This is a genomic window from Paenibacillus hubeiensis (assembly GCF_032334105.1).
GTDB classification, from domain to species: Bacteria; Bacillota; Bacilli; order Paenibacillales; family Paenibacillaceae; genus Paenibacillus; species Paenibacillus hubeiensis.
Window position 1 is genome coordinate 405,693 of sequence record NZ_JAVYAE020000002.1, and the last position, 25,219, is coordinate 430,911.

Here is a 25,219-nt window from a genome sequence, read left to right on the forward strand (position 1 = left end):
ACGCTTATGGCAAAAATGGTTTCAAGGTTTTGCAGCAAATGTGTGCAACCTTGAAACCAATCTGTCCATTATTCTTTGAGCGCACCGATCATAACGCCGTGCACAAAATATTTTTGCAGAAACGGATACAGGATCAGGATCGGCAGTGTAGACACAATGATCGTCGCGTATTTTATCGTTATCCCGATATCCAGACGATCGCCGGCTGCTGCTCCTGTCATCATGCTGTCTGTACTGTTGGAAATCAGAATCTCCCTGAGCACCAGCTGAAGAGGGAACCATTCCCGGTCCCGTAAATAAATCAATGCATTGAAATACGAATTCCAATGGCCTACGGCGTACCATAAAATCATGACGGCAATGACGGGCATGGACAGGGGAATAATAATTCTTGTCATAATAACCCAGTCATTCGCTCCGTCGATGCGCGCGGATTCCTCCAAACTTGCCGGGATGCCTTGAAATGCGGTTCGCATAATAATCAAATTGAACGAATTGATGGCCCCTGGCAAGAGAAGTGCCCAAGGTGTATTCAACATCCCGAGATGATTGATCAGCAGGTAAGAAGGAATAAGTCCCCCACTGAACACCATAGTAATCACGATGATGAGCATGATGTGGTTTTTGAAATAAACGTTGCGACGGGAGAGGGCATAGGCACCGAGCGTTGTCATCACCAAATTGATGGCCGTACCTGCTGTGACATAGAAGAGGGTATTCCGGTACCCGGTTGTAACCATGGGATTTTCCAGTACCGCTTTGTAGGCAGCGAAACTAAATCCTTGCGGGTAGAACAGCATGCCGCGAAACTGGGCCATTTCTGCAGGATTGCTTAGAGATGCAAACAGGATATAAATAAATGGATAGAGCGTAACGAAGCAGAGTAAAAGCATAAAGCAAATATTAAACCATGAAAATACCGTTTCACCCAGAGAACGTTTATATGTCATTTTTCACGATCCCCTTTACCACAGTCTATGTTCGCTTACTCGCTTGCTGATCGTATTCGCGAGTATGAGCAAAATGAAGCTGATGACCGAATTGAATAAACCTACTGCAGCGGAATATCCGAAATCGGCTCCAAGAATACCTTTTCTGTAAACATAGGTTGAAATGACATCAGCCGTTTCGTAAGTAAGCGGGTTGTATAACAGAATGATTTTTTCGCTTCCCACGGAAAGCATGGATCCTATATTAAGGATAAACAAGATGACTATGGTAGGCATAATGCCTGGAATCGTGATATGCAAGGTTTGCTTCCAACGTCCTGCACCATCAATACGAGCCGCATCGTACAGCGTAGGATCAATGGAGGACATGGCGGCGAGATAGATAATGGAACCCCAGCCGATTCCTTGCCAGATCCCGGAGGATACATAGATCGAGCGAAACCATCCCGGCTCCTGCAGGAATGCGATGGGCTCGTATCCAAAAAAGCCGAGCATGTTATTCACCAGGCCATCACGGGCAGCAAAGTCAACAAGCATGCCGGCTACGACCACGATTGAAATAAAGTGGGGAAGATAACTAATCGTCTGTACGACTCGTTTGAAAATGACAAGACGTATCTCATTCAGCAATAGAGCAAGGATGATCGGGGCAGGAAATGCAAACAACAATTCATAAATACTGATCATTAAGGTATTGCGAAGAAGACGCCAAAAGTAAGGGTTTTCAAAAAAGTTCTGAAAATGGGTAAAACCGACCCAAGGACTTTCCCATACGCCATCTGCGATCCCGTAATCCTTAAAAGCAATGAGCAAGCCGTACATAGGACCATAATGGAAGATGGCGTAATAAACAATAACGGGAACAAGCATCAAATAAATGTAGCGATTACGAACCAAGTCCCTCATGATGATCCTTTTTTTGCTTTCAGCGGGCATTCTGGCTGCTGCTTGTACAGCGTTTCTGTCTAAATCAGGCACAAATTCTCCCTCCCGGATGTCCGGAATATGACATGCATGCTCGTCATATTCCGGAATGGTAAGCTTTGCTTATCGGTTGTTGTATCTTTCCAAAGCTGCCTGTTGGATTTGGATCGCTTCCTCGATGCCTAACCCTTTCAGCATTTCTACATAATTATCGAAATGATCAAGCGGTTCCGTACCCATAATAAATTTCAGAATCATTTCGTCTTTAAATGTATTGACGTCGGTCATGATCGAGGAGTATCGGCTGCTCTCTTCTACAGAGATACTAACGGGAGGCATTCTTTTTTCCTGTGTAGTGTTTGACCACAACGTCATGGCCTCTTTTTGTTCCGGCTTGGTCGTATACTGCTGCGTGTGACGTACATCCTGCACAAAAGGACCGGAGGTAGCGCCCATAATATGCTTCCTGAAGGCTTGGGAAATCGGCAGTCCGTCAGGATTATTCAAAATCGCATCCGTATACCGGGGTTGGCCGTCAACGAGCGTGTATGTTTCGCCTTCTTTGCCGAAGTTCATAATGAGTTTTCCTTCTTCACTGTATAAATAATCCAGAAATTTCACGGTACCAACAACGTTTTGGTTGCTTCCGGTTATGGCTGCGAAGATGCCGGTAACGGGATTATCCATATGTCCGAAGACCGGCTTTTCGCCAGGATTTAATGTCGGATAGGGGGTTCCGACCAATTTGAAATCCGGTTGGCTTTGCGCCATCAAGTCCATGTATTTTCCAATGCCGCCATTGAGAAACAGGACCGCCGACCCCACCTGATTGCCTGTTATTTTGGCATCGGTCATTTTGGCATCCGTCGTCGCAAAGTCCTTGTCGAGCAGACCTTCGTTATACCATTGGTTCATTGTGGCGAGGTATTCCTTGAAGCCGGGTTCAATCGGCCCGTATTTGACAGTATCCTTCTCCCGGTAGAAATCGTTAGGTGTCCCGAAGGCACCCGCAAAAGTTAATTCTCCTGCCGAAATTAGAATCGGAATTTCATCCGCTTCACCATTACCGTTCGGGTCCCGTTCTTTAAACGCTTTCAAAACGGTGTGCCATTCATCGATTGTCGTGGGTACCGACAAATTTAATTGGTCCAGCCAGTCTTTGCGTATTGCAGGTCCCAGGAACACTTGTTGGGTGACATCCTCACGAATGAACGGGAAGCCAATGAGATCCCCATGATCTGTGGAAGCCATTTTTCTCCATTCCGGATGATCGTCCAGCAGTTTTTTTAGGTTGGGGGCATGATCCAAGTAATCATTCAATGGGATGAGTTTTTTATCTCGGATTGCTTTCTGTGCGCCGCCTGGGTATGCGTTCCATCCATAATCTACAACATCAGGCAGCTTATTCGATGCTACCATTAAGTTGAATTGTTCTCCGAGTTGGCCTTGTGCCGGGTGCTGAAATTCGATTTTCACACCGGTTTTGGCTTCAATTTCCTTCCAGGCAGTTACTTCTCCATAACTTTTCATAATGGCAGCAGCATCCGGAAACAAATCCACCCAATACGTTAATTGGGTTAGCGGTTGATTCTGCTCTACTCCTGACGAGTCTGTTGGCTCAGCTCCTCCTCCGCTGCACGCAGCCAGCGTAGTCGTAAACAGTCCCAAGATCATTAAAACAACGGCATGCCTGCTCATCTTTCGCGTGTACATGAACATGAACAAATCGTCCTCCTCATTCTCCATCATGGTATTCATCAATTTGGAATGACGTTTTTTGATCTGGAGGGGCCATCCCTTCCAGGGATAGCCCTTTGCTTATCATCTCAATGTGGAGCCCCAGTCGTATGGATCGTTATGGTCGGTATAAATGCCCTTGACTACCCGATAGGCCAGCTTTGGTTTGCGATATTCGTTGACCAGTCCTTTGTTGTTGAAGGAACGTGCCCGGTCTCTGAAGTGGGGAAAATGACTCTGAAGCTGAGCCCTTGTATCTGCAAATTGCCACACATAAGTTCCGCTAATCTTCGGATCGGCCCGAAAGAGCTTCAGCGACTTTCCGAGTAGATCCGCCTGGTAGTCCTCGCTGAATAAGCGGGGTTCCCAGCCGGAATCGCCGTATACGCCTGCTCCGCCAAACTCGGTCATCAGCACAGGGGTTTGCTCTGCTCCATATTCCTTGCAGCGCTCGTGAAAGATTTCGAGCATCTCTTCGAACTCGACATGTCCGAAATACCATCCGCCATAATAGTTGATTCCGATAACGTCGAATAGTCCGAGGCAGATGTCTGTCATAGGGTGCATCGTGGCATAAGCCACCAGCCTTGACGGATCCTTGCTCCTAACAAGCTCTGTCATCTTGATGGACAATTCATAGGCCTCTTTGGAACGTGTATCAATTTCATTATGGACAGACCAGAACAGGATCGAGGGATGGTGAAGATCTCGCTCGATCATCTCATCCATCATGGTCATCGCACGTTTTACGAAGAGCGGGTCGTCCGTGTGTTCCGCCGGGAACGCTGCGCCCCAAATCGGAATCTCGCTCCAGAAGAGTACGCCTCGCTCATCCAGCAGATCGAGCCAATATTCACTTTGGGGGTAATGTGACCCGCGTACAGTGTTGCATCCCATCTGCAGGATGATATCGAGCTCTTTGGTCATCAATTTGTTGGGAAATGCGAAGCCCCATTCGGGGTGCTCTTCGTGACGGTTAACTCCCTGCAAATAAAGCTCCCTGCCGTTGAGCCAAATCTTCTTGTTCCGGGCCTCCACGGTACGGAACCCGATGCGGTCTGTAAGGTCGTCATGGCCGGCTACGGCTCTGATCATGTAAAGGGCTGGGTTTTCCGGTTCCCATCGCTTGAGGTCTGACCAGGCTTGTTCCACAACGAGTTCCATGCTACCCTTAGCTGGGAGGTAAGCGTTATCATTTCGAAATATCTCATCATTCCTATAGAAGGATACGGGCACTTCGACTGGAGTATCCGACATGGAGCGGAGCGTGAGCCGGATTTGGACGTCAGTGCTGGAATCTTCTTTCATGTCATAGGTAATGCGCATCCCCTCGATCCAAACATCAGGTAAACGCTGAACCTCAACGGGTCGAATGATTCCGCCGTAATGAAACCAGTCCACGATATGGTATGGCAACGTGTTCGTCCCCAGCGTACTGTCTGTGCGGACGACGAGTTCGTGGACTCCGGCAGTCACGCTAGGAATCGTAAAGTCAAAAGGAGTAAATCCACCATAATGGTATCCCAGATGCTGTCCATCCCAGTACACATCGGCATGTCCCATCACCGCGTGGAACAGTAGACGCAGATGGCTGATATCATCAAGGGTTACCCACGTGCGGTACCATGCTACTCCTTCGTAGTCGAATTTGCCAAGCTCGTTATTCCAACAGGCTGGCACGGGGATGCGATCGTGGTTGGAAGGGAAGTTCCTGTGCCACTCTTCCGATAATCCAATGTCATCCTTGTCAAAAACGAAATCCCATAATCCATCAAGCAGTTGGCATTCTCTACGTCGATGCTGCTGAAACGTGCGGATCAATTTCATCATCTCCAATTCATTTTTCCAGTAGAACATCTGTAATCGATGGTCTGTATGTTCGGAGTTTAGCATTCGTAGCAATGAAGCGACAATGGTAAAAACAATCTTAATCATTTGTCAAAAATGATACAAATAAAGAAGGGAAGTATCTATGGAGTATGCTTTGGGAAATATGGTGGTGCATCTGCACTGGGTCATCGCCAAGCCGGCGCTGCCAGGCTGGGAAGATATTCGGCAGACCGTATCCGGGCACACCTTTTATTATATTTACAGCGGCAAGGGAATTTTTCGTTGCGAGGAGAGGGACGTGGAAGTGGAGGGGGGCACATTGGTCTACCTTTGGCCCGGGCTGCCTCTTTATATGAAGTCTTCCGAGGCGCATCCACTCCGAATGACGATGCTGCTCTTCGATTGCGCTTCGTTAAGGAAAAATGAGAATGAATGGGTTGGGCCGGAGCCGATCGAGCGGCTGCGACTGCCCTTTCTTTTGCCTTTACAGAGTGAGCGTACGGGGAAGATCGGGGAACTGTTCCGGGAAGCGGAAAGGGAATGGGTACCTGGGGATCTTGTGCGGGAAGCACGAGTGAAATCGGTCTGGTATCGCTTGGTGCAAGAGGTACACGAGGCGGCGGAAGCAGGGGGAAGACACAGCGGTGAGGAAGGAATAACAGCGGCTCTTCGCAGGTTCAAAGAGAAACTGGATACGGAATTTGCCACCGAGTTTCGCATCACCGAATTGGCGGAGCAGACGGGTTTCTCTCCTGTTTACTTACGCAGAACCTTCGCAGACAGGTACGGGTGCAGTCCCAAGCAGTACCTGGATCAGCTTCGCAATGAGCATGCCGTTCGCCGACTCCGGTACACAGGTGATTCCGTCACGGACATAGCGAGAGCATGTGGGTACTCTGATGTCTACCAGTTCAGCAAAACGTTCAAGAAGCGCAACGGCTTCTCTCCGACCGAATACCGCAGAATGCAGGGAGAGTGATACTTGCCTGAATTCTATAAAGGCGGGCCGTTAAGGGGAAGAACTGCCTAATTCATATGCGCCAGCGGTCGATCAATTGAGATCGGCTGCTGTTGGTAATAGAATGGGTTTTCGGATTCTGTGGTGGAATGAACATGCAAAAAGGGAGCCAATACCTTTGTCGCATTAGCCCCCATTTACATTTACTTCAGAGTGAAGAGTGTTATTTCGGTAACGCAGCATTCATCGGATAGTACTCGGCAGTCATCAATCCTGCAATAATGGCGGGGTCTTCTGTGATGAGTTGTGAGACTTGCTCTGCGTTCTCAACTTCAATGATTGCAAGCCCATGCGGAGATTTCGGATTTAATACGGGTCCGAAAACTAAAGCAACCCCCTGATTCTGCAAGTCCGTCCAATAGGCAATATGTTGGTGCATAATGTTTCGTTCTTCTTCGGTCATACCGGTCATTTCCTTAGAAAAAGCCGTTCTCGGGGGTGTAGACCATAACATGAAGTGCATTTTTCCTGGATTGTTGCTTGCTGTATTATCAGACATACCCAAAAACCTCCATTACCTTAAATTTGTATTTTTACTTACATGTGCAATGATAAAGTATAGAGTGCACTCGATAGCAATATCGTCCGAGCCAGTGCTATAATAAAAATATGGAAAACAAATTTTCGAGCAAACAAGTTTCTGAAGAGACGGGATTAAGCATCCATACATTGCGATACTATGAGCAAATCGGGTTAATTGACGGTATAGTACGGGACGAAAATGGATATCGTCAGTATTCAAAGTCCGATATCGTATGGTTTCATGTGTTAAGTTACTTTCGAGCGATGGGGATGTCCATTCGGGAGATGCAGAACTTTACCGCCTTGCATAGTAGTAAAGTCTCTACAATAGCAGCGCGACGTGAATTAATGGAAACGTATCGCAGGAAAGTTATCGACCAAATGAAGGAACTTGAACAGACGCTGGAGAAAATCGATCATAAAATCAATTTTTTCAAAAATCTAGAGGACTCAGATAAACTACTACAGGACAAATAATGTCGAGGGACAAGAACATATTCCCCAATGAAGTCGCTAATTTAGCGGCTTTTTTGGCTTGACCGGTATAGTGAATCGGTATGGTGCTGATTGAAGAAAGAGAAGCTCGCTTTAAAATCATCCATTGGTTTTAGAGCGAGCTGTTTGCTATTCTAACATGATTTTCTCGTTAAGCTCCAACCGGGATAATCCCTTTGAGCTGCATTTAAGTTGATGGTTGCTGAACGTAACCGGACAATCACTGATCACAAGTGTATCTTGTCCCCATAGTTTGAATCGATATGCTTTCTGTGACTCATCCCTTGAAAGGGTGACCATAAGGAAGAAGTGGGCGATACCATTTTAAATACACTCCACAAATTCAGGCTGGAAAAAGCCGCGCAGCTTTTGCTGGGTACCAATCGGCAAATTTCCGAAATTGCTGCAGATGTAGGATATGATTGTGGAATTCACTTTACGAGAAAATTTCGGGAGTCATTTGGAGAGACTCCGTCCGCATTTCGGAAGCGTAAAAAATGATTGGCCTGCAAAAATCTGAACAGTCCAGCATATTGTCCATGCAATCAGAAGATGCTCAATGGCTTTGAGCGTTCTGCTTCCCTATAATAAAGCACAAATGTGAGAAAGAGGGGAAATCGCATGCACGGCAGATTAAATATTCCGTTGGAAGAATCCTGGACATTTCAGGCAGATCCAAAGAACGAAGGGTTGAAACTGAAATGGCATGAACATGGCCCTTCCATGGGTGAGAACATTCAAATCCCGCACACATGGAATGTGCAAAAGGGTTTGCAGGAGTTTCGTGGCACAGGCTGGTACAGCCGCACTTTTTTTGCACCTCCTGAATGGGAAGGCAGATTGCTTCGTCTGCAGTTTGATGCGGTGTATCGTGATGCCGTTGTATGGATCAATGGACAGAAGGTAGGAGAACATGCCGATTCAGGTTACACTTCGTTTGTTTTAGACATCTCGAGCGCCATCATCTTTGGAGAAAACAACAGGATTGTGGTATCGGCAAATAATGAGAACAGTCAGACAGCCCTACCCGTAGGGAATAGCTTTGATTGGGCGGACGATGGCGGAATTATACGCGGCGTATCGCTTATCGTTAGCGGTCGCGCAGCGATCGATTATGCCAAAATCCAGGCCGTCCCTGTCTTTAATGAAGAGAGAGACAGAGGCTGCTCTCCGTACGGTTTATTATCAGGCGAGATTCATTTGTGGGAGAGTGGGGAGGCGAACAGCACCTCTCTAAGGCTTGTCGTGACTGCAGCGAGTGAAGATGGCGCACAAATTTCAGAGCAATGGGAGATGTTTAGCAACGAAGGCTTTTTACGCTTTAAAAATATCAAGGTGGAAAGCCCAAAATTGTGGCATTTCGACCATCCTCATTTGTACAAGGTGGATCTTGCTTTATACTCGGGGGATATACTCTCGGATGAGGTATCGATTGAGGTTGGTTTCAGAGAGATTCGTTCAGAAGGAAGTACACTGCTGCTTAACCGAGAGCCGGTGCGTCTTATGGGGGTCGAATGGATGCCTGGATCACATCCGGATCGAGGGATGGCTGAAACGTCGAGCCAACTTGAAGAGATGCTCCGACATATTAAAGAAGCCAATTGCGTCATCACCCGTTTTCATTGGCAGCAAGATCGCAAGCTGCTGGAATGGTGTGATCGAAACGGTTTATTAGTACAGGAGGAGATTCCCCACTGGCAAACGCCGCATGATCCTGACGACGAATGGCTCCAGACCTCCATGCAGCATGCCCGGGAAATGATTCATCGACACTACAACCATCCATGTATCTATGCTTGGGGGCTAGGCAACGAGGTAAACGGGCAATCTGCGGTCACGCTCCGTTATTTTGAACAATTAAAAACGCTTGTTCGCGAACTGGATGACACCCGATTTATGAACTACGTTTCCAATACGGTGCATGAAAATCCCTCCCAGGATGCGACGGGTGTAGGCGATGTTATCATGTGGAATGATTACATTGGAACGTGGCACGGCGATTTGGACAGACCCGCGGTGATTCGAACCATTACAGAGGCTCATAAAGATAAACCTGTGATCGTTGCCGAGTATGGACTATGTGAACCTGCTTACGAGGGTGGAGACGAACGACGAAAGCAAATCCTGACGGACAACACGACGGAATACCGGAAACACCCTGGGATTGCTGCCCTTATCTATTTCAGTCTGAACGATTATCGGACACAGATGGGCGAAGCAGGGGAAGGCATGCTGCGCCAACGTGTACACGGTTCCATGACTTTGGATGGCACGCCCAAGCCTTCATATGAAGCCCTGCGTCAATTGGCTTCCCCGATTCGCGTTGCCGTAAATTTGGAAAATGGTGCGGGTAAGGTGGCAGTAACTATAGAAACTTCGGATGACATCCCATCTTATAGGACATCTGGATATACTTTAAGGCTTATTGATGCGCACGGTGATTTTTATGAACAAGAAATTCCCGAGTTGGAACCTGGAGAGCGATGCGTATTACATTTTATGGGCATACCTCAGACCAGATGGGATGACATTCGTTTGCATGTTGAAAGACCTACCGGATTTTCGGTGACGAGCGGTTCATTAACCAGTTATGTCGGTTATTTCACCGATAACTTGGTTCCGTGATACGGTTGTCTTCATTTCTTATATGTTATGTCAGCCTTTTGGGATGCTCCGATATTCGGTCGGGGAGCATCCCATTATTTTTTTGAATAATCTGGAGAAATAATAGGGGTCCTTCATACCGACGGCACCGGAAATTTCTTTGACGCTTTTATCGGTTAGGGACAACATTTGTCCAGCACGCTGCATTTTAAGTCTAAGATAGAACTCGATGGGAGGCACGCCGGTTTCCTTGTTGAACAGGTAGATCAGATGTTGTTTGGATAACCCTAAATGACTTGCCAAATCGGGAAGCGAAAGGGACTCCGTCAGCCGCTCCGTCATGTATTGCACGGCCTGTTCCAGATATCGTTCGTTTTTATTGTCTTGAAGCGAATGCATCAAACTAAAGCCGACGTGACTAATGAGGTGCCGGATACACTGTGACACATAGATCTGATTGTTCATGGCGTACGGTTTATCCGACAACAAGGCATAACATTGTTCAACATCTTCAATCCACCGGGAGTGCAAGTTCAATGTAAAAGGGAGAGGTCCGACGTTCAGGGAATAGGCTCGGATCAGAGATTCGGCGTCTGTCCCTGTAAGGTGCATCCAATAAATGGACCACGGGTTTTCATTAGAGGCACCATAGCGATGCGGGGTTTCCGATGGAATAACGACAAGCTGCCGAGGTTGAATTTGAACGGTTCTGTTCGTTTCCACCCAGCCTTCGCCCTTGACGCAGTATATGAGAATATGAGTCGGACAACCTTGTGGCCTTTCTCTATAATGAAATTTTGCTTCTGGAAAAAATCCGATATCGCTTACATGAAAATGACTTGTTAATGCGTCATTCTGTAGTTCCTTGAGCATAAATTCAGGTTGTATAAAAATCTTTTCTTCTTCGAATCCGTCGGACTTCAAATTCAGATCTGCCTCAAGCATACGTATCTCCGCCTTTGTATCAGAATATCCTTCAATAATATCATACACTCCCTTATCCAAAAGGGGAATTCATAAACCTATTGTAAGAATATAATCCATGAACTACCGACTTTCGTCAATTGTATAAAGGGGGTAGAGCCGTTAAATTTAACCTATAAACACAAAGGAGGATTACGCAATGAGCACAAAAGAGCCATCATCGGCTGTTTCGAGTAAGGTTCGGGTTTGGGAGGAACAAGTTGAAATCCCCACGTACGGAACGGGTAAACCGGACAAAAATCCCATGTTTCTGGAGAAGCGTGTGTATCAGGGGAGCTCTGGACGAGTTTACCCGCTTCCGGTCATCGATAAAATACTGGATGAGAAAGAAACAAAGTCATATGGCATGGCCATTCTTGAAAACGAATACGTTCGAGTCGAAATCATGCCTGAGATCGGTGGCCGGATCTACCGTGCATTAGATAAAACGAACAATTATGATTTCGTATACTATAATCGCGTCATCAAACCGGCGCTTGTCGGGCTTGCGGGTCCCTGGATTTCAGGGGGCATCGAGTTTAACTGGCCGCAGCATCATCGACCGAACACATTTGGACCTGTGCAGCACACCATAACAGAGAATGAAGACGGCAGCGCGACCGTTTGGGTCAGTGAGATTGATCGAATGTACGGCACAAAAGTAACGACAGGTTTCACCTTGCATCCAGATAAGGCCTATATCGAAATTACAGCGCAATTGTACAACCGTACGTCGGAGCCGCAAACGTTTTTGTGGTGGGCCAATCCGGCCGTCGCCGTCAATGATCATACGCAAACGGTATTTCCTCCTGATGTAACGGCAGTATTCGACCATGGAAAACGTGATGTGTCCAGATTCCCGATTGCTACAGGGACCTATTACAAAATGGATTATTCCGAGGGCGTCGACATATCCAGGTACAAAAATATTCCGGTCCCGACTTCCTATATGGCATACAAATCCGACTATAACTTTGTGGGAGGGTACGACCATAGCGTGCAAGCAGGTCTGCTGCATGTAGCCAATCATCATGTCTCCCCGGGCAAAAAGCAGTGGACTTGGGGCAACGGGGAATTCGGTCAAGCATGGGACCGAAGCCTGACGGACGAAGACGGACCTTACATCGAGTTGATGACCGGCGTATTCACGGACAACCAGCCTGATTTTACATGGCTCCAGCCGTACGAAGAAAAGTCGTTCACCCAGTATTTCATGCCGTACAAAAACATCGGCGTCGTCAAAAACGCCTCCATTGATGCGGCAGTGAATTTGGAGGTAGATGAAACGCTCCGCGTTGCGACGGTAATGGCCTATGCTACATCCGTCTTTGAAGGAGCGACCATCGAACTAAAGGGTCGTAAGCGTACGTATGTAGATGATCGTGTCACACTTTCTCCAGAATCCACTTACAAAACGGTTATTACATTGGACGAGGGGGATCAACCGCATGATTTGCTCCTAACCGTACGGAATGCCGAACAGAGTTTGCTCATCAGCTACAAGCCGGCGAAACCTTCCATCGAACAAATCCCGGATGCTGCCAAGCCGCTGCCTCTCCCGGAAGAATTGAGGAGCACAGAACAGTTGTATCTTGCCGGCCTTCATTTGGAGCAGTACCGGCATGCCACGTTCGAACCGGAAGCCTATTACGAAGAAGGATTAAGAAGAGATGCTTCTGACATTCGGCTCAATGTTGCTTATGGCACACTGATGCTTCGAAGAGGGGAATTGGAAAAGGCGGAAACACACTTCCGTACGGCAATCGAATCATTGACCTGGCGGAATCCCAATCCGTATGATAGCGAAGCTTACTACCAACTTGGCCTGGCTCTCCGGCTTCAAGAACGGAATGAAGAGGCATTTAAGGCGTTTTATAAGGCAGTTTGGTCGGCAGCGTACCAGGATAGCGGCTACTATGCATTAAGCCAGATCGCATGCGAAAAGGGAGCGTTCTGGGAAGCGCTGGAGCTGGTAGAACGTGCATTGGTTCGAAATACAAGAAACTACAAATCAAGGCTGCTCAAAACCGCGCTGCTTCGCAAGTTGGACCGTCATGAGGAAGCCATTGCATTTGCGGACGAAACGCTGACGATGGATATTGCCGATTTCGGAGCCAGATATGAGAAATTCATGATTCTCGAAGCCATGGGAAAAAACGAAGAGGCTCAACTGGTGCGTTCGGAGCTCCGCCGATTTATGAGGGATGACGCTCATAATTACTTGAATCTGGCTTCGGATTATACGGGATGTGGTTTGTTCGCGGAAGCAGCTCGTGTGTTGGAAGAGATTTGTTCCATCCAAAATGAAAAGGCTTATCCAATGCTTCATTACACACTTGCATTTGTTTATGACAAAATGGGACAAAGCGAAACAGCGGAACATGAACGTCAGCTTGGGAGTGCAGCTGCACCTGATTACTGTTTCCCGAACAGCTTGTTCGAGTTAAGCGTATTGCTTCACACGCTCGATAAAAATCCATCGGATAGCAAAGCTCATTATTACTTGGGCAACCTCTACTATGATAAAAAACGGGCGGAAGATGCCATAAAACATTGGGAGACCTCCGTCCGCCTGGATCAGCAATTCGCCACGGCCCACCGCAATCTTGCGCTGGCTTACTACAATAAACGCAACGATGCCGAGGCTTCATTGCAGTCGCTTAATCGGGCTTTCGAATGTAATCCTAACGATGCCCGAGTATTTTACGAGCTCGATCAGCTGCATAAAAAAACGGGCGTTCCTGCACAAGAACGATTAACGAAGCTTCAGAAGCATATGAACCTTGTAGAACATCGCGACGACCTATATCTCGAATATGTTACGCTGCTGAATACATCAGGCCAACATCATGAAGCATTGTCGTCATTATTAAGTCGTCGTTTCCATCCTTGGGAAGGCGGAGAGGGAAAAGCGACAGGACAATATACGCTTGCACTAGTTGAGCTCGCCAAGCAAGAGAATAAACGCCAATCTTATCAAGATGCCGTTTCGCTGCTTCAACGAGCACTCCAATATCCGGAGAATCTGGGTGAAGGCAAACTTGAAGGCGCGCAGGAGAACAATATTCATTATGAGTTGGGTATTGCCTACCAGGGACTCGGACAGCAAAAAGAGGCCGTCTATCACTGGACGCTCGCTTCAGAGGGGCTGGAGGAACCGGCTAGTGCGATGTATTATAATGACCAGCCGCCAGAGATGATTTTTTATCAAGGCCTTGCTTGGGATCGACTGAACAATTCAAAAGAAGCAAAACGACGCTTTAACAAGCTGATCGATTTCGCAGAAAAACATTGGTTTGATGATGTTAAAATCGATTACTTCGCCGTATCCTTACCCGATTTTCTGGTATTTGAGGATGATTTGAACAAGCGAAATCAAACGCACTGCTTGTTCATGCTCGGGCTTGGGTTGCTTGGTCTTGGTCATAAAGAAGAGGCGAAGAAACGATTCAATGAAGCGCTGCAGTTGGAACCAAACCACCAGGGAGCGAAAATTCATCTGCAATTATGTTGAGTTAAAATAGGGCCCAGTTTGGCGTGAATCATAAGACCACCGGTATGCTTTTGATACCGGTGGTTTGTTTTTACTACTGAAACGTTGTCTCAAGGCGGCATCCCTTTTGAAGGGTGCGACTTGAATTTACCTTCGTATTATCATGCGTTTACAAAACAAATGTATATTTTTCAAAGTACCTATGCACAAAAATCCAAAAAAAAGTAAAAGCAGAAAGGGTGCAAGGAATTTGAACCGAGTGAACCTGAAAAAATGGGGCGCGATCACGGCGATTACCGGAATGCTGTTTGGGCTTGCGGCCCCTGCCGGATATGCGGATCCCAGCCTTCCGTACGTTCTTCAAGAAACGGGCGCGGCTGAAGCCGACCGGACAGCGGAGAGCACGGCAGCTCAAGGCTTGCAAATTGTACATACGCCCGCAGTGGCTACCCATGCGTCGGGGCAGCCTTTGACATTATCCGCCCAAATCTCGGGGGGGCAGACCACGGTAACCGCTTCGGTGTATTACAGGGTGGATGATCAAACGCCGAAAGAAGTGGTTTTGACGAATATGGGCGGGCAGGAATATGCTGCAACTATTGAAGGCAACCAGATCGTCGGAGGCAGCCTGAATTATTATTTCGAAGCTCGCGAAGGGGAAGGCGTGCCGGTACGCAGCAGCGAGTATGCGGTACAGATCACGGGCCAGTCGCAGCCCGACATGTCGGCACCGCTGGATATATTGATTACCGAATTGGTGCCGGACAGTGATAACGTGAACTCGGCCGACGCCTACGAATTCGTGGAAGTATACAACAATAGCGGGCGAGAGCTTGATTTTGCAGACTTCAGGCTCCGATATAATACGAATGTGGAGTGGCCGCTTACAGGCAGCTCCCAAGCGGTCATTCCGGCTGGAAAAGCCATCGTGCTCTGGGTCATGAACGGCAGCAACAACCATCTGACCGTCGACGATTTTAACCGAAACTACGGAACCCAGTTGACGGAAGGCTCGGAATTGTTCCGGATCGACGGAGGTGGCGGAATGGCCAACGGCGCCGGAAGAACCCTTGAGATCCTTGCTGCTTCGGGCATGACGCTGGTTTCGGCCTCGTATCAGAACGATGAACAGACGCAGCCGAACAAGGGAATCTTTTATCGGCACCCTGCGGCAGGCAGCGTCGACATGATCATGATGGACGGGCCGGGGACACTTCCGGCAACGCCGGGAACGGTAACGAAGGAGCAAACGGAAGCCCCGGGGGAGGCCGACCCTGGCCTTCTCATTAAGCATACACCGGTAACCGTGGCGGACGCGGCGGCGGATTTGACGATTGATGCGTCGCTGGAACATGCCGGAGCGGAGCCGGCGGATTCTACTGTGAATCTTCTATATAAAACCGCTTCGCAATCCAAGTTTACGGTCGTGGCGATGAAACCGCAGGGCGGTGTATATGCTGCTGCGATCCCGGCGGAACAGCTCGTCGAGCCCTCTTTGGACTACCGGATTCAAGCGGTTAGCGGCGGGAAGTCGGTGATCACCGATTCCTATACGGTGCAGATCCGCAATGTTCCGGCCTTTGACCCGCAAAAGGCTCCGCAGCTGCTGGTGACGGAGGTCGTTCCGAATACCACGAATGTCAATGGAGCCGATGGCTATGAATTCGTGGAAATCTACAACAATTCGGATCAGGACATCGATTTCCGGAACTACAAGCTGTATTACCGTTACACGGATAAAGGACCGGCAGCGGATGTCATATGGTCTCCGGATAAACAGGACTTTGTGATTCCTTCCAGGCAAGCTGTCGTCTTCTGGATCATCAACAGCAGCATCCCGCATTTGACGGTCGCCGATTTTAACCAATTTTACGGGACGGATCTGCAGGAAAACGTTAATTTGTTTAAAGTTGCGGCAGGAGGCATTTCCAACTCGGGGAAACGCGGATTTGTGGTGAAAACGAATACCGGCAAGGAAATCTCTGCTGCTTATTATGATGCGGATACCGTGTACGAGGACGGTAAAACGGAAACGAAGGAAAATACCGGACTCCAATATAAATACCCGGTCAATGGCAGCACTCAAATGCTCAAGATCGGCAGCGGCACCCAATTCCCCGGCCCCGGCGCGTTGGAAGCCAAGCAAGTCCCCGATGTTCCGGTTACTGTCGTGATCGACACCGTGCCGCCGACTCTCGAGGACCGGACGGGAATCACGGCGACGGACCAAAGCAAAGGCTTCGAGATCAAGGCCTGGGCAGAGGATGACCAGCAGGTCGCATCCGTGACTTTGTACGTGAAATCCGATAAACAATCCGATTATATTCCGTACCAGCTTACCGAGGACTACGGTGATTTGCACTATCACCATACCATTTATGCGGCGGACCTGATTGGACGAAAAACCATCGAGTACTACTACATCGTGTCCGATGGGTTTAACGAAGTGACATCGCCGAAGTACAAGGTGGATATTACCGGCGGGCCCGATCAATCCGATCTGCGTTTAAACGTGAAGGATGGCGATCTGGTCAGCGGTACGAAAACGATCAAAGGCACGGCCAAGACGGGCAATCCGGACAGCGTTATCTTTGAAATGGACGGGCAGCCAGTCACGACGCCGACGGGAACCGCGCTGGAGCATGACGCTTATTTTGTGTTCGATGTTAAAAACGTGGACTATTACTTCAAAAATGCGATCACGATGGGACCCGAGGAACTGAAGGACGAAACCATTCTGTATACCTTCCTTGACCCGATTACATCCTACCAGACGCTTAGCTTTCCGATCGAAGCCAGCCGCCTCAAGCCGGGCGAGGACAACACGATCTATATTCGGGCAGGTTCCAAATCCGGTCCGTTTGATGACCGGGTAGAGGAAAACAAGGATGATTTTGAGATCAAAAACGTGCGACTTGTTTTGGCCGACGGTACCGAAATCATGGACCCGGCCTATGCCAAGCGGGACGTGGAGATCAAAATGGGCGACTCCGCAGGAAAGCATGAAGCGATCGGGTTCCGTTTTACGCTCCCCGAAAGCCTGTTTGCGGCCAAGTCCTTCCTCTGGGATACTGTGCAAGAGTCGGATGGGGAGCATGTCATTAAAGCAGTTAGCGGCGGGTTTTCTGCCAGTGCCAAAGTAACGGTCGACAACACGCCTCCAAGCATCGCCGCAAGTATCGAAGACGGTAAATCGCACCGCGGCAAGTTTACGATTCAAGCGGAAGTCACCGATGCCCTCTCCGGGGTTGCCAAGGTCGAAACGAAGCTTGATGGAGAGCCGATTCGGCTCCCGATCGAGACGAGCTCGTCCCAGCTGGCAGCCGGACCGCATGAGCTATACATCCAGGCCGCTGATCAGGCCGGAAACGTAACGGAGAAGACGATTCGCTTCGAGGTGCCTGCCGAGAATCCGGAATCGCCGCGGCTGATTTCGCCGACAAACGGCCAAACCGGAGTGGGCAGCACCGTTGATCTGAAGGTGAACGTTAAAGACCCCACGGGGGATCGGATGGACGTCTCGTTTTATCGGGGATTTCTGTATGACGGAACAAGCAAGCACGGTTTTACGGGTTTCCAGAATACCGCGGACACGGAGCCCCCAAGAGAGCTTGCTCCATCGGGCGAGAAAAGTCTGGATGCTGAGGATTACGCTAAAATCGGGGCGGAGGACGGGCAGTACCTGACGACGGATTCGGACGATCGCTTTCCCTATCAGCGTTTCGAAATCAAACTGGACCCTTCCGTGAAGCCTAGCGACCGGGTGGACGTGGTATGGAAAGGGAAGTCCCTGCCGGGCCGTAAAGTCAGTCTTTATGCCTGGAGCGAGGGGCAATCCAAATGGATTACCCTGAAACAGGTCATTGCCGGTGAGGAGGACTTTACGCTTAAGTCGACCGTCAAAGCCGGCGATTATGCGCATAACGGCATGATTTCGGTCATGGTTCAGGACGAGATTGCAGGCGCCGGAATCGGGGAGGAGGCAGCTCGGACGGCAAAAAGCGGGCCGATATCCGAGGACCCTTACGATTTCTCGTTCCTGTGGATGTCTGATACCCAATATTATTCCCAGGACTATCCATACATTTACCGGAAAAACGTGCAGTGGATCGCCGAGAACAAGGATCAGCTCAAGCTGAAGTACATTATTCATACCGGGGATGTCGTCGATAAAGCCGATCAGGAATATCAATGGATCGAAGCCGATCAGAACATGAAGGTGCTGGAGCAGGCAAATATTCCGTACGGGGTGCTTGCCGGCAATCATGATGTGGGCCATCAGGACAATGATTACTCCCAGTTCAGCAAATATTTCGGGGACTCCCGCTTTCAGGACAGCCCGGTATTTGCAGGCTCCTATGAAAACAACCGCGGCCACTACGATCTCGTCTCCGCGAACGGCAACGATTTCATTATCGTCTATATGGGCTGGGGCTTGGGCGAGAAAGAGATCGAGTGGATGAATCAGGTGGTTTCCATGTATCCGGAACGCAAAGCGATCCTTTGTTTGCATGAATATCTGCTCGTTTCCAACAATCGTGCGCCGATCGCGGACCAGATTTTTGAGAAGGTGGTGAAACCCAACAAAAACGTCATCGCGGCATTGTCCGGCCATTATCATGATGCCGAACTTAAGATCGACCAACTTGACGATGACGGGGACGGCATTCCGGACCGCAATGTGTACCAGATGCTGGCGGATTACCAGGGAGCTCCGGAAGGGGGCCTGGGTTACATTCGTCTCATGCAGTTCGATATGGCGAATAACAAGCTTCATATCAAGACATATTCCCCTTATCTCGATGACTATAATTTTTATGATCCCCAGGAGTACCCGGGCAAAGACGAATTTTCGCTGGACCTGAATCTCCAGGCTGCCACCAAACGGGTAGCCACCGATTACATCGGGGTGAGCGTGTATGCCGATCAGTTGATCGGCCGGCAGGAGAACGTGGATAGCGGGGATAACGCTTCGGTTCGTTGGGCCGGACTGGCGGACGATGCCTATTATCAATGGTATGCCAAAGCAGAGGATGCGAACAGCGGACAAACGTTCTCGGAAATATGGGGTTTCCATACCGGTTCTGCTTCGGGCGAAGGGAATCCACCGGGAACCGTTCAGCCGGGCGGCGGGGATTCCGGCCGTACGCCGTCCTCCGGTGGTAGCATATCCACACCGGTCGGATCTCCGGAAGCCGAGCAGCCTGCAGGCAACGGAGTAGTCACAGCAACGCCAATCGGCAGCGGAACGTACGGGGTGAGCGCGGAACTGCTGCGGAAGGCGGGATCCGGGGCTTCGAACGGAAAGCTCGAGATTCAGATCAAACCGGGAAATGCCGAATCCGGGCAGCCTGTTACCTTGAAATTGGACGCGGCCGCACTCCGCGAATTTTTCGAGGAACACCAGGGATCTTTGGTCGTTCGTGCGCCGGGCAGCCAGATCGCGTTTACGCAGCGTTCGCTGCCAAATCAGATCGGGGAAGCGGACCAGCTCAGCATTACATTTGGAACAGGGGTACCGGGGAACTCGGGTTTTGAAAAAGGAATGAGTTCCACCGGAATCGCCTATGAGCTCGGCATGTTCTTGATCAAGGGAACGGAGTCGAGAAAACTTAGCAAATTGGATGCGGCGGCGGAAATTCAGCTCAACCTTACAGATGAGCAAGCCAAACTTCTCGATTCGGACTACGCCGGCGTCTATGAGCGGGTGAACGGGGAACTGCGCTATGCAGGCGGTTCGTTTGCCGGACGCACGGTAACTTTTACAACCGATCATCCGGGAACCTACGAGATCCTCGAGCTGCGCAAATCGTTCTCGGACCTGAGGGGTCACTGGGCAGAGAATATCGTACGCCAATTGGCAGCCAAGCACCTGATTCAAGGTGTGGACGCGGAGCGGTTTGTTCCTGCAGCACCGGTAACACGCGCTGATTTTGCGCTTGTGCTGACGAGAATGCTTGGAGGAGAGGCGGAAACGGCGGATGTGCAATTCGCCGATCTTGCACCGGATGTTTATTATACGGAAGCGGTCAAGCAAGCCGCACGCTTGGGGCTCATTCAGGGCAGCGGCGGGCGCTTCCGGCCAATGGACAGCATTACGCGGGAGGAAGCGGCGGTCATCCTGTATAAAATGGCTCAAGTCCTTAAGGCAGAGCCTTCGGCGATGCCTCTCGGAAATGATGCAGCGTTTGGTGACGCCGGGTCGATCTCTGCATGGGCAAGGGATGCCGTCACGCAAATGCAGGCACTCGGCGTGCTGAACGGAAAAGGAAATGGACGTTTCGAACCGAAGGGTTTTGTTACCCGGGCTGAAATGGCCAAAATGATGAGTGAAATGCTCAAGCTTTCGCTTTAGGATTCAAAGGCAAAAAGGATAGCCTGGAATAGCCCAAAGGCTGCGATGGATCGTTCATCGCAGCCTTTTTTGATTCTGCATGCTGCATTCCCTGTATAATTACGTCGGAGAAACAAGGCCTTTGGCGTCAGCACAACCGGCCGTCGGATGCAGCATTTACAAAGCTTGGCCATCAGAAAGGCTCCTGTGAGAGGCGAAATGAGCATTGGGGGAGCAGGCCAAACGGATGTCTAACGATGACAAGTCCGTACGATGATAAAATTTTTTACGGCGAAATATAACATTTTGGCAGGGGAGTCCATCTAATCCTATAGAGGGCCCTCAAAAGGAGATGAAATTCGTGCAGCAAGATATGGAACTGGAAGTCAAGCGAGCGCAGCGGGGAGATCGTGAAGCGTTTATCCGGCTATTCCGGAGGCTGGAGCCCGAGCTGTACAGTTTGGCAAAGTCCATTGTCGGACGTGATGAAGACTGTGCGGACGCATTTCAGGAAACGACGCTTAAGGCGTATAAATCAATGTCGACATTGCGAAAACCGAAATATTTTAAAACGTGGGTAATCCGGATTCTGATTAACGAATGCAACCAGCTGCTGCGGATGCGCAAAAGAACGGTAGTTATGGCGGAGCTCCCGGAACAGGCGAACCTGGATCGCTCAGCGCCTTATTATAAGGACAACCGCCAGCTCGATCTTCGGGAAGCGGTGGAAAATCTGGATGAATCGTTACGAATCGTCATCCACTTGTTTTATTATCAGGATCTGCCGATCAAACAGATCGCATCCGTGCTGGATATTTCCGATGGAGCCGTAAGGGCGCGCCTGCACAGAGCCCGCGGGATATTGGCCGATGAAGTAAAGCAAATTCGGAAGGGGGAGCTGGCTTATGAAAACCTATGATATCGATCGAAAGCTTCGGGAAATTGGCAAAGAACCGCTGCCTGAGGTTCCCGAAATCGTCCGCCGCCGGCAGGATGAAGTCTACGCCTCCTTGGCCGACCTTCCGATGCATGGCAGAGGCGGCCAAACCGCGGGGTTGCGCAAGACCCGCCGGATTGCCTTGGTTGCGGCCTCGGCCGCAGCGATCGCTCTGGTTGGTGGTATAGGCGGTGCCATGGTATCACCGGCGATGGCGGATTCGCTGAAGAACATTCCGCTGATCGGCAGCATTTTCAAGCTGGCTGACGATCTGGGGTTACGGACAGCGGACGAAACAGGGCTTGCGGCCCATCCCGACGCCAGTGTAACCCATGAGGGGGTTACCCTTCGCATTCCGCAATTGGTGTATGACGGAACCCGGTTATCTTTGGCCGTAACGCGCGAGGGGGAAGGGCTCGTCGGTGGAATCATGGATTCGGAGTCGACGGGGAATGGAATGCCGGCAATTTTCCCCAAAGGAGCAATACATTCATTTGACGTGTTGATCGATGGCCAACCGGTTCATCGAACGACGGGAAAGAGAGAAATCGGTCTTTCCGGGAAGCCAACCTCTGATCCGAATTCGGCGCTCTACGAACTGACGGCTTATTCCTTAACGGGTGAACCTGGACCCATTTTGCCGGACTCGTTTGTGCTGACGGCCAAAATTGGATTGGAGGGCATCGAAGAGCCGTTCGTCTTCGAGCTTCCTGTACGCAAAAACACAGATCAGCTCGCTGCCGCTTTCAATGAGGCGAGGGAATGGAAAGGAAACATCGTTACGCTTGAACGAATCGAGTTCACGCCGATTACGACAAAAGTAGGTTTTAACATCACGTCGAACGATAAAGAGGCCAGGCTCCTTAGACAGCATCTAAACTTTGAGCTGTGGGACGATCACGGCAGGATGCTTGGCCTTGTCGGCGGCTTTGGATTTTTTAATAACGATGAACAAAAGCAAATGATTAACAAACTGCTGTTTGACCGTTTTGTGGATGCCCCGAAATCGGTGACGCTTAAAGCGTTTTTGCCGGAAATGGAAGACCCGTCAGCTTCCACGGGGAGATATAAAGTCGACAGTCATGGAGAACTGATCAAGAAGTATGTTAAGGAGCTTGAAATCACGGTTCCGGTGGACCGTGCCGGTTTGGATAAATTATATGATATTTCAAAATGAAAATATGGAGGGTTCCCTTATGAATAAAATCTACAAAGTCATGACCACTGCTGCACTGACGACAGGTTTACTGTTGAGCGGGGCAGCGTGGGGGATGAAACCGGCGACCGTTGAGGCGGAGGCCAAGATTCCAGCAGTACAGAGCAACGCAACGCAGAAGGCGGCAAAGTCGGCCGGCATAACCCAGGAGGGCATTACGCTTGGAATGAACGAAGCGTTGTATGACGGAAATTATATCCGGCTTACCCTGGAGCGCAGCGGCAAGGGTCTTGTCGGAGGCATAACGGACAGCACATTCGATGAAAAGATTCAGGACGTTATTTTGGAGAAAGGCGCCATTAAAAACATCGACGTTTTCATTAATGACAAATCCATTTTCGAGTACGGCGGGGGTGAATTGGGGAAAAGACCAAGTTTGAGTTGGGAGCCGGGCTCCACTCCTGACACGTTTCATATCAAGCTGACGGATCCTTCGTGGCTTGGCGGACAAGAATTTGCTTTTCCGAACAAGTTCAAATTGACCGCAGAAGTCACGCTGGAAGGCGTGGAGAAACCGTATACGTTTGATCTTTCCATGCAAAAGACCGCAGACAAGCCGATTGTCCTGAAGCCGAATGTGACGAAAAAATCGGGCAAGGTGACCCTTAATCTTAGCAAAATGAACCTGACGTCGACCTCTTCCCGCGTACAGTTGATCGAGAAAGGGTATGAATCGGGCAAACCTTCCGATTTGATGTATGAATTTGTGGATGACCAAGGCAATGAGCTGGATTTCCTTTCAGGCTTTGGCACGGACGAGAATAACAAAGACGGGGACATGTATCACGATTACGTGTTAAGTCCATTGGGGAAAGATGCCAAGTCGATTACGCTCCGGGTGTTCAAACCTGAATTTAAAGAACCGGGGGCAACGAGCGGAGCGTATAAATTGGACGAGAACGGGAATATCGTCAAACACTATATTAAAGAGCTGGAAATGACGGTAAACGTGAAGTAAACAACAGAAACGGAATTGTATAAAGAGATAAAACACAATTGGAGGATTCAAACGAATGAACAAAATGTACAAGGTCATGACTTCTGCTGCATTGGCGGGGGTGCTGGTTGGTGGAGGAGCTTGGGCAATTACATCAAAGTCCGGCGATGCGGCGGCTGCCAAGGCTCCGGAGGTTCAAAACATTGCGGCGCAGAAAACGGAAAAAACGGCTGGCATCACCCAGAACGGCATTACGCTGAAGGTGAGCAAAGCGGTCCATGACGGAAATTACATCCACATTTCATTGCAGCGGAGCGGAAAGGGACTTGTCGGCGGCATGACCGAACGCAAATTTGATGAAAAAACCGAGAAGGAAATTGTGGAGAAAGGCGCCATCAAAGATATCCAGGTGCTGATCAACGGCAAAAACACTTATGATCTCGGAGGCGGATCAATGGACAAAAGGCCGGACATGCGCTGGGGCCCGGGTTCTACCCCGGATACAGCCATCATTCATCTGTCCGATCCTTCCTGGCTCGGCGGTGAGCAGTATTCCTTCCCGGACAAGTTCAAGCTGACGGCAAAGATCACCCTGGAAGGCGTGAGCAAACCTTACACTTTTGACCTCTCAATGCAAAAGAGTGCTGATAAGGCGACTGCCCTGAAACCGAATGTGACGAAAAAGACGGGCAAACTTACCGTGACGCTGAGCAAAATGAACCTGACCTCCACCTCTTCCCGCGTTCAGTTGATCGTCAAGGGGCTGGAGAAGGGCAAGTCTTCCGATATCAGTTACGAATTTTGGGATGACCAAGGCAGCGAGCTGGATATTCTTTCGGGCCGGGGATCGGACGAGAATAATAAAGCCGGCGACATGTACCACGATTTCGTGCTGAGCCCTTTGGGGAAAAACGCCAAGTCGATTATAGTCAAAGCTTTCAAACCCGAATATGCCGAAGATGGAGCGACGAGCGGAGCGTATAAATTGGATGCCGACGGCAATATCGTCAAATCATACGTGAAAGAACTGGAAATGAAGGTAAAAGTGAAGTGATGGAACCAAACGTTCTTTCATGACGGTAAGGCCTCCGGCGCACTTCGTGCGACCGGAGGTTTTGCTTCAGAAACAGAGTTTATGATAACGGCATCGTTCAAAATAAATTTTACCCTCAGGGATGCAATAAAGACCCTGAGGGTTTTTGCATAACTGTAAGGTTGCTGTAAGGTTGGGATTATCACGGTGTAAGGTGGGGTCTTTA

16 protein-coding genes are annotated in these 25,219 nt (G+C 49.4%); 10 read left to right on the plus strand and 6 right to left on the minus strand.

The genetic code is table 11. The features are described 5' to 3' along the window. Positions 1-68 precede the first annotated feature (68 nt). The 4 genes from RSX24_RS08525 to RSX24_RS08540 form a co-directional block, all read right to left on the minus strand. Positions 69-950, minus strand: coding sequence for a carbohydrate ABC transporter permease (locus RSX24_RS08525; RefSeq protein WP_236412525.1), 882 nt, complete (start codon positions 948-950; stop codon positions 69-71). Positions 951-965: 15 nt separating this feature from the next. Then, positions 966-1,886 (minus strand): ABC transporter permease, encoded by a 921-nt coding sequence (locus tag RSX24_RS08530; RefSeq protein ID WP_236412950.1) that lies wholly within the window; start codon positions 1,884-1,886, stop codon positions 966-968. A 111-nt stretch (positions 1,887-1,997) separates the two neighbouring features. Continuing rightward, positions 1,998-3,593: an extracellular solute-binding protein gene (locus tag RSX24_RS08535; protein WP_343260282.1), complete on the minus strand. Its 1,596-nt coding sequence runs from the start codon at positions 3,591-3,593 to the stop codon at positions 1,998-2,000. Positions 3,594-3,695: 102 nt separating this feature from the next. Continuing rightward, on the minus strand, positions 3,696-5,432 hold the full coding sequence (locus RSX24_RS08540) for a glycoside hydrolase family 2 protein (RefSeq protein ID WP_343260283.1): 1,737 nt from the start codon (positions 5,430-5,432) through the stop codon (positions 3,696-3,698). 151 nt (positions 5,433-5,583) lie between these two features. Here RSX24_RS08540 and RSX24_RS08545 point away from each other — a divergent pair, with 151 nt between their 5' ends. Further along, positions 5,584-6,420, plus strand: coding sequence for an AraC family transcriptional regulator (locus RSX24_RS08545; protein ID WP_339272525.1), 837 nt, complete (start codon positions 5,584-5,586; stop codon positions 6,418-6,420). Positions 6,421-6,622: 202 nt separating this feature from the next. Here the strand turns inward: RSX24_RS08545 and RSX24_RS08550 are convergent, their stop codons facing one another. Then, the gene (locus tag RSX24_RS08550) at positions 6,623-6,958 is read right to left on the minus strand and encodes a YciI family protein (protein ID WP_343260284.1); all 336 of its coding nucleotides are present in this window, start codon (positions 6,956-6,958) and stop codon (positions 6,623-6,625) included. Positions 6,959-7,068: 110 nt separating this feature from the next. On the opposite strand from RSX24_RS08550, the gene RSX24_RS08555 reads away from it, so the two are divergent. From RSX24_RS08555 to RSX24_RS08565, 3 genes are all read left to right on the plus strand, one after another. Further along, entirely contained in the window at positions 7,069-7,458 is a 390-nt protein-coding gene (locus RSX24_RS08555) for a MerR family transcriptional regulator (protein ID WP_343260285.1), read from the plus strand. A gap of 327 nt (positions 7,459-7,785) precedes the next feature. Beyond that, the gene (locus tag RSX24_RS08560; RefSeq protein ID WP_343260286.1) at positions 7,786-7,977 is read left to right on the plus strand and encodes a helix-turn-helix domain-containing protein; all 192 of its coding nucleotides are present in this window, start codon (positions 7,786-7,788) and stop codon (positions 7,975-7,977) included. A gap of 120 nt (positions 7,978-8,097) precedes the next feature. Continuing rightward, positions 8,098-10,101 carry a glycoside hydrolase family 2 protein gene (locus RSX24_RS08565; RefSeq protein WP_343260287.1) on the plus strand — a complete coding sequence of 668 codons (2,004 nt, stop codon included), beginning with the start codon at positions 8,098-8,100 and terminating at the stop codon, positions 10,099-10,101. A gap of 30 nt (positions 10,102-10,131) precedes the next feature. On the opposite strand, the gene RSX24_RS08570 is transcribed toward RSX24_RS08565, so the two are convergent. Then, on the minus strand, positions 10,132-11,025 hold the full coding sequence (locus RSX24_RS08570) for an AraC family transcriptional regulator (protein ID WP_343260288.1): 894 nt from the start codon (positions 11,023-11,025) through the stop codon (positions 10,132-10,134). A gap of 178 nt (positions 11,026-11,203) precedes the next feature. Here RSX24_RS08570 and RSX24_RS08575 point away from each other — a divergent pair, with 178 nt between their 5' ends. The 6 genes from RSX24_RS08575 to RSX24_RS08600 all read left to right on the plus strand — a co-directional run bounded on the left by RSX24_RS08575 (position 11,204) and on the right by RSX24_RS08600 (position 25,014). After that, the gene (locus RSX24_RS08575; protein WP_343260289.1) at positions 11,204-14,557 is read left to right on the plus strand and encodes a tetratricopeptide repeat protein; all 3,354 of its coding nucleotides are present in this window, start codon (positions 11,204-11,206) and stop codon (positions 14,555-14,557) included. 238 nt (positions 14,558-14,795) lie between these two features. After that, complete coding sequence (locus tag RSX24_RS08580) at positions 14,796-20,891, plus strand: S-layer homology domain-containing protein (RefSeq protein ID WP_343260503.1); 6,096 nt, start codon at positions 14,796-14,798, stop codon at positions 20,889-20,891. Positions 20,892-21,222: 331 nt separating this feature from the next. Next, the gene (locus RSX24_RS08585; RefSeq protein ID WP_236412532.1) at positions 21,223-21,789 is read left to right on the plus strand and encodes a sigma-70 family RNA polymerase sigma factor; all 567 of its coding nucleotides are present in this window, start codon (positions 21,223-21,225) and stop codon (positions 21,787-21,789) included. Continuing rightward, a complete protein-coding gene (locus tag RSX24_RS08590) occupies positions 21,776-22,984 on the plus strand; it encodes a DUF4179 domain-containing protein (RefSeq protein ID WP_343260290.1) in 1,209 nt (402 codons plus the stop codon). Before RSX24_RS08585 ends, RSX24_RS08590 begins: the two co-directional genes overlap by 14 nt. A gap of 19 nt (positions 22,985-23,003) precedes the next feature. Further along, positions 23,004-23,981 carry a DUF5643 domain-containing protein gene (locus tag RSX24_RS08595; protein WP_343260291.1) on the plus strand — a complete coding sequence of 326 codons (978 nt, stop codon included), beginning with the start codon at positions 23,004-23,006 and terminating at the stop codon, positions 23,979-23,981. 55 nt (positions 23,982-24,036) lie between these two features. Further along, on the plus strand, positions 24,037-25,014 hold the full coding sequence (locus RSX24_RS08600; protein ID WP_343260292.1) for a DUF5643 domain-containing protein: 978 nt from the start codon (positions 24,037-24,039) through the stop codon (positions 25,012-25,014). The last annotated feature ends 205 nt before the right edge of the window (positions 25,015-25,219 follow it).

What these genes read in the sequence shown, in the direction of transcription:
- RSX24_RS08525 (WP_236412525.1), bottom strand. Translation starts at nt 950, where the DNA reads ATGACATATAAACGTTCTCTGGGTGAAACGGTATTTTCATGGTTTAAT.
- RSX24_RS08530 (WP_236412950.1), bottom strand. Translation starts at nt 1,886, where the DNA reads ATGCCCGCTGAAAGCAAAAAAAGGATCATCATGAGGGACTTGGTTCGT.
- RSX24_RS08535 (WP_343260282.1), bottom strand. Translation starts at nt 3,593, where the DNA reads ATGTTCATGTACACGCGAAAGATGAGCAGGCATGCCGTTGTTTTAATG.
- RSX24_RS08545 (WP_339272525.1), top strand. Translation starts at nt 5,584, where the DNA reads ATGGAGTATGCTTTGGGAAATATGGTGGTGCATCTGCACTGGGTCATC.
- RSX24_RS08550 (WP_343260284.1), bottom strand. Translation starts at nt 6,958, where the DNA reads ATGTCTGATAATACAGCAAGCAACAATCCAGGAAAAATGCACTTCATG.
- RSX24_RS08555 (WP_343260285.1), top strand. Translation starts at nt 7,069, where the DNA reads ATGGAAAACAAATTTTCGAGCAAACAAGTTTCTGAAGAGACGGGATTA.
- RSX24_RS08565 (WP_343260287.1), top strand. Translation starts at nt 8,098, where the DNA reads ATGCACGGCAGATTAAATATTCCGTTGGAAGAATCCTGGACATTTCAG.
- RSX24_RS08570 (WP_343260288.1), bottom strand. Translation starts at nt 11,025, where the DNA reads ATGCTTGAGGCAGATCTGAATTTGAAGTCCGACGGATTCGAAGAAGAA.
- RSX24_RS08575 (WP_343260289.1), top strand. Translation starts at nt 11,204, where the DNA reads ATGAGCACAAAAGAGCCATCATCGGCTGTTTCGAGTAAGGTTCGGGTT.
- RSX24_RS08585 (WP_236412532.1), top strand. Translation starts at nt 21,223, where the DNA reads ATGAAATTCGTGCAGCAAGATATGGAACTGGAAGTCAAGCGAGCGCAG.
- RSX24_RS08590 (WP_343260290.1), top strand. Translation starts at nt 21,776, where the DNA reads ATGAAAACCTATGATATCGATCGAAAGCTTCGGGAAATTGGCAAAGAA.
- RSX24_RS08595 (WP_343260291.1), top strand. Translation starts at nt 23,004, where the DNA reads ATGAATAAAATCTACAAAGTCATGACCACTGCTGCACTGACGACAGGT.
- RSX24_RS08600 (WP_343260292.1), top strand. Translation starts at nt 24,037, where the DNA reads ATGAACAAAATGTACAAGGTCATGACTTCTGCTGCATTGGCGGGGGTG.